This is a genomic window from Pedobacter sp. (assembly GCF_045628745.1).
Taxonomy (GTDB): domain Bacteria; phylum Bacteroidota; class Bacteroidia; order Sphingobacteriales; family Sphingobacteriaceae; genus Pedobacter.
In genome coordinates this window covers 1-5,360 of sequence record NZ_JAZQPU010000123.1, presented here as the reverse complement: position 1 = coordinate 5,360, position 5,360 = coordinate 1, and the positions used below count along the sequence as shown (strand labels likewise).

The 5,360-nt window shown below is 42.1% G+C and carries 4 protein-coding genes and 1 pseudogene; 3 read left to right on the top strand and 2 right to left on the bottom strand.

Going from position 1 to position 5,360, the window contains the following annotated elements; all coding sequences use genetic code 11:
- Both ACR2F7_RS05250 and ACR2F7_RS05245 read left to right on the top strand, forming a co-directional pair.
- A partial coding sequence (locus ACR2F7_RS05250) for a SusC/RagA family TonB-linked outer membrane protein (protein WP_432712538.1) occupies nt 1–1,378 on the top strand: 1,378 nt, incomplete at its 5' end.
- An 18-nt stretch (nt 1,379–1,396) separates the two neighbouring features.
- Nucleotides 1,397–3,109 carry a RagB/SusD family nutrient uptake outer membrane protein gene (locus tag ACR2F7_RS05245; RefSeq protein WP_432712537.1) on the top strand — a complete coding sequence of 571 codons (1,713 nt, stop codon included), beginning with the start codon at nt 1,397–1,399 and terminating at the stop codon, nt 3,107–3,109.
- Nucleotides 3,110–3,184: 75 nt separating this feature from the next.
- On the opposite strand, the gene ACR2F7_RS05240 is transcribed toward ACR2F7_RS05245, so the two are convergent.
- The gene (locus tag ACR2F7_RS05240; protein ID WP_432712536.1) at nt 3,185–4,225 is read right to left on the bottom strand and encodes a hypothetical protein; all 1,041 of its coding nucleotides are present in this window, start codon (nt 4,223–4,225) and stop codon (nt 3,185–3,187) included.
- 34 nt (nt 4,226–4,259) lie between these two features.
- Complete coding sequence (locus ACR2F7_RS05235; protein ID WP_432712535.1) at nt 4,260–4,820, bottom strand: hypothetical protein; 561 nt, start codon at nt 4,818–4,820, stop codon at nt 4,260–4,262.
- 114 nt (nt 4,821–4,934) lie between these two features.
- Between ACR2F7_RS05235 and ACR2F7_RS05230 the strand changes: the two are divergent.
- Nucleotides 4,935–5,360, top strand: a pseudogene (locus tag ACR2F7_RS05230) (endonuclease/exonuclease/phosphatase family protein); the annotation flags it as partial.

Genomic DNA, 5,360 nt, shown 5'->3' with positions numbered 1-5,360 from the left:
CAGGGCAGATTATTCTTATAACGACCGCTACCTGGCCAGCATTACCTTTCGCCGTGATGGTTCATCCAACTTCGGACCAGAAAATAAATATGGTAATTTCCCTGCCGGAAGTGTTGCCTGGCGGGTTTCTGAAGAAAATTTTATGGATAACATTGGCTGGGTCAATGACTTGAAATTCCGTGTGGGCTATGGCGCAACAGGTAACCAGCGTATTCCAAGCTATAACTACATTCCAAGGTTTCAATCTTCACTCACCAGTGCCGCTTATAGTTTCATTGGAAACAATAATGTGCTTACTGGGGTTTGGCAAAATAACTACGCCAATACAGGCATTAAGTGGGAATCTTTAAAATCACTGAACCTGGGTTTAGATTTTACCCTATTCAATAGCATTTTTGATGGTTCCCTCGACTGGTACAATAGAAAAACCAGCGATATGCTTTACCCGGTTCCTTTGCCTGCTACTGCTGCGGGATTGGGAACATCTCCATTTGTGAATGTGGGCGACATGAGTAATAAAGGGGTGGAGCTTACTTTGGGTTATCATTATGGCAGAAATGACGAAAGACCCTTAAAGTTTGACTTTGTGCTCAACTTTTCTAGAAACGTCAATAAAATAGAATTACTTGCTCCTGGTATTCAACAGCAGCCCTATGGATCTTTCAGAAGTTTGCAAACCAGTATCCTTAAGGAAGGCGAACCCTTTGGCTCTTTTTATGGCTATGATGTAGCAGGGATTTATCAAAATGACGCAGAAGTAACCGCCGGACCTTCTTATAACGGTGCCCGTGTGGGTGGTTTTAAATTCAGGGATGTCAATGGCGATGGGGTCATCAATCCTTCGGATAGAACGGTGATCGGAGACCCTAACCCAAATTTCCTTTATTCCTTTAGCATCAATGCGAATTATAAAAAATTCGACATCATGATGTTCTTTAACGGGGTACAGGGTAATGATTTGTATGATGCCAATAGGTACTTCACTGATTTCAACACTTTTGCCGGAGCCCGAAGTACACGATTATTAGATGCATGGAGCCCTACCAATACTGGAAGCATGATTCCATCGCCTATTATGGGCGCCTCGGATCTGGAATATGCTTCATCGAGTTATTATGTGCAGAATGGCAGCTTTTTCAGGATGAAAAACCTGCAGATCGGTTATACTTTCGATGTGGCGAAACTTATTGGCTCCAGGTATGGGGTAAATAAATTAAGGGTCTATGCCAGTACCACCAATCTTTTCACCATCACCAAATATGATGGCCTAGACCCTGAAGTAAGCCAGGAAACAGAAACTTTTTCTGCCTTAGGCGTAGATCGTGGAATTTATCCTAGTCCTCGTCAGTTTCTGTTAGGTATCAGTGTTGGGTTTTAATGCTAAAATGTAGAAATCATGAAAAAAATTAATTATATTATAGTTGCTCTGTTTTTAATGACGGTGATAAGTTGTAAAAAGGAATTCCTGGAGAAAAATCCACAGGCTGAGCTTAACTTGGATCAAATATTGACCCAGGATGGGGTAGAAGGCGTCCTCACCGGTGCATACTCTTTACTCAATGGAAACTTAAATGGTACCTGGGGTAATTACGCCAGTGGTCCCAGTCAGTGGTTACTTGGTGAGGTCACCTCAGACAATGCACATAAAGGCAGTGATAATGGTGATCAGCCCAATATGAATGCCTTAGAAAGACATGTGCCCACCAGCACAAATGATAACTTGTCGGTTTTATGGACACGGTGTTTTGAAGGTATTCAGCGCTGTAACAATACACTCCGTCTTTTAGCCAGCCTGCAGGCTAGTAGTGGTTTGAAATTTTCTGAAGAAAGGGCTACAGAAATTCAGGGCGAAGCACGTGTGCTCCGTGCACATTATTATTTCTTTTTGGCCAGGGCTTTTAAAAATGTACCTTTAATTACGGAGGCCACTACAGAACAAGCGGTAGACAATACCCCTGACATCTATCCGGCTATTGTGGCTGATTTACAATTCGGTGTAGATAATTTAGCACCCGTTAATTCCAAAGCACAGATAGGCCGCATTAACCAGGTGATAGCTCAGGCTTACCTTGGTAAAGTATTTCTGTACCAAAAGAAATATGCAGAAGCTTTGCCTTTGTTGAATGCTGTAATCACTGCCAAGCCTAATATTGAAACTCTGCCTTTTACGGACAACTTTGATATCACCAAAGAAAATGGCCCTGAGTCTATTTTTGCAGTGCAACATTCTGTTGGTACTGATGGTACAGGGGGTGACAATGGTAATGTGAGCGAAATGTTAAACTATCCTTATGCCAGTGGTTTGCCAATTAATTGCTGCGGCTTTTTTCAACCTACTATAGACCTTGCCAATTCTTTTAAAGTTAATGACGATGGCTTACCTTACCTTGATAACAGTTACCGCAACAATCCATATGTGTCTGATTTAGGCTTGAATGCTGCACAGAAAGCGACATACCAAATCAACCGATCGCTTGTTGTTGACCCAAGGATGGATTATACGATAGGAAGACGTGGTGCTCCTTATCGCGATTGGGGTTTGATGGCTGGAGATTCCTGGATTCGGGAGTCGGCAAATGGTGGTCCTTTTGTGCCTTATAAAAATTCCATCGAAGCTTCCCAGATTTCTGGTGGAACGGCACCTGGTGCCACCAACATTACAGGGCTGAATACAAATATCATCCGTTTGGCAGATGTTTATTTAATGGCTGCGGAATGTGAAGTAGAGCAGGGTAATTTACAAAGGGCACTCACGCTGGTCAATAATGTCCGTGCCAGGGCAGCAAAGCTTCCTGCTAAAGTGGCCGGCGGTGCACCCGTGGCAGTTTACAGGGTGAGCCCTTATGCTTCCTTTCCCGATCAGAATTATGCCCGAAATGCGGTCCGCTTTGAGCGTAGACTGGAATTAGCCATGGAAGGACATCGTTTTTATGACCTGGTACGCTGGGGAATCTTAAAGTCTACGTTAGAAAGTTATTTCAACTTTGAAGGTAACTATTTTGCCTATATGCGCGGCATTGTCATAGGTGCTAACGATGAATATTTCCCTATTCCACAGGCAGAAATTGACCGCAGTAACAATATTCTGAAACAAAATGAAGGCTACTAGAAATGCGGCTTATATCCCTGTCTGCCAGGTTAAAAGGCAGGCAGGGGTATTTAAGGTAGCTGTCAGGAGTATCTTTTAAAATGGCAGGAAAGCCAGTGTACACTGTTGTTTTGAACTTCTGTTGGCATCAGTGATGAGCAATGCCCCATTTCTGTAAAGAGCCAGTCCTTCCCAGTTCAAGCCTTTACAGGCAAAGGTGGTTACTTGTTGCCAAGGCTTGGCACTTAAACGTTTTTTGGTGACTATCCTGGCGTATGAATTTGTTTTTAGCTTGCTTTTATCTTTGGGAACAAAGTTTTTTAAACTCCGTTCCTGATTATGTTTTAACCGGTCGGTAATGCGGAAATGATCGGTATTTAAATAGCTTTTATAATCTCCCTCCCAATAGTAATTGATACCATAAATGCTACCTTCAGCTGTTGCCTGTGTATCGGTGATGCGAAAGGGCAAAAAAGGCATGGTTACAGCTATAGGCTTTTGCTGAAATGCAGTATCTATTAAATAACCTGTGTTTCCTTTAGCTAAAGCGTTAAATTCATACAGTGCAAGGAGCTTTTTTTCTTTAGGCAGATAAGCAAGTGCTTCAAAGCCTGCATTAGCCACAGCAGGGTATCGTTTTAAAGAAATATATCTGTTAGGATCTATGGTGATCGTATGCTGCTCAGCATCCAATATCCCTTTGAGGATAAAACAATAGGCATAATGATCGGCAGTTTCGATGGCTAAAAATACCTGCTTGTCAACGATGGTGATGGCCTCAAATCCCTGGTAATAGTTTTTAACAGAGTCTGGTAGTTGATTCAGATTTTTAACCGTAACAGCTTGATAAGCAGTAAGTGTGGAATCTTTTTTATCTATTACCCTCGCTATGCTATCGGCATTAAGGCTATAGATCCAAAAATTACCGTTTAATGCAGTTTCCTTGTGTGCGCCAAATTGGGGGAGGAGGTACAGGCGGTTTCCCGACCATGCCATTCCTGAAAACTCTTCCTTTACATCACGGATGGGAGCCGGCAAAGGGATATTGACCAATTGTTGTTGGGCGAACGTTGTTGATGGAAGAAAATGTAAACAGAGCAGTGAAAATAAAAATACAAACTGTAAAGGTCTTGTCATAGACAGCGAAGATAAATTTATTTCCAATAAAATTTTAGTTGAGCATAAAAGGCTGCTTCAGGTAATCGGGATGCACCTTTTTAAAGTACAGCTTTCTGATGGAATGTTTCAACAGCTGGAGGTGGGTTTCAGAAATGGGCAGGGTACTGCGGTAGATTTCTTCCGGCATGTTATGGTCGTTAAAAGATTCAAAGATCAGCTGGTAATGATTTTCGCCCCAATGTTCCATGGCTGGGATGAGCGAAATATTCAAAGCTTTGTTGATCTTTTTTGTCTCTAATTTTGTTTTATATAAACCATAGTGGTGTTGATGGTTTAAGGATCGGGTGGTGATGGTGATCACCTCTCTGCCGAATAAATTCCAGAGCGTAAGCCAGCCAAAAAACAGTAACCATAAAATACCCAGGATGAGCAGCACCAGCATCCACTCTACAATGCCAACAATAATTAAAGCAAAGCCCATTAAATTGAGAAAAAGCATCACCATACCGGCTATCTTCGACGTTTCGGCCTCCATAGAAAGATGTACGCTAATCCCATCGTATTCTATTTTTACTTTCATCTCCTGCCAAAATTGATGCTGATTTCTTATCATAAATTTAATGGTTTTAGCCGATAATCTTAAACTCCTATTCATATATATGACGTAATTTTGAAATTGTATACCGCTGTGAATTTTAACGGACATAAAACTAATAAACCCATCGCTATGAAAATGAAACACTTCCTATTGCTACTCCTCCTGCTATGCAGTACCACCCTTTTTGCCCAGCAAATGACCATTGGCACCTTCAACATTCGCAACGACAACAAAGGCGATGTGGGTAACATGTGGACACAAAGAAAAGAGGTAACGGCCAATCTTCTCCGGTTTCATCAGTTTGATGTTTTTGGCACCCAGGAGGGTAAGAAAAACCAGATAGAAGACCTGGCAATGCTGCTGCCAGAATATGCCAATTATGGTGTAGGCAGAGATGATGGCAAGGAAGTCGGTGAGCGCGCCTCTATTTTTTACCTTAAAGACAAATTTAAACTCTTAAATAAAGGCGACTTCTGGTTAGCAGAAAACCCCGACAAACCTGGTTTGGGATGGGATGCTACCTGTTGTAACCGTATCTGCTCCTGGGTTTATCTG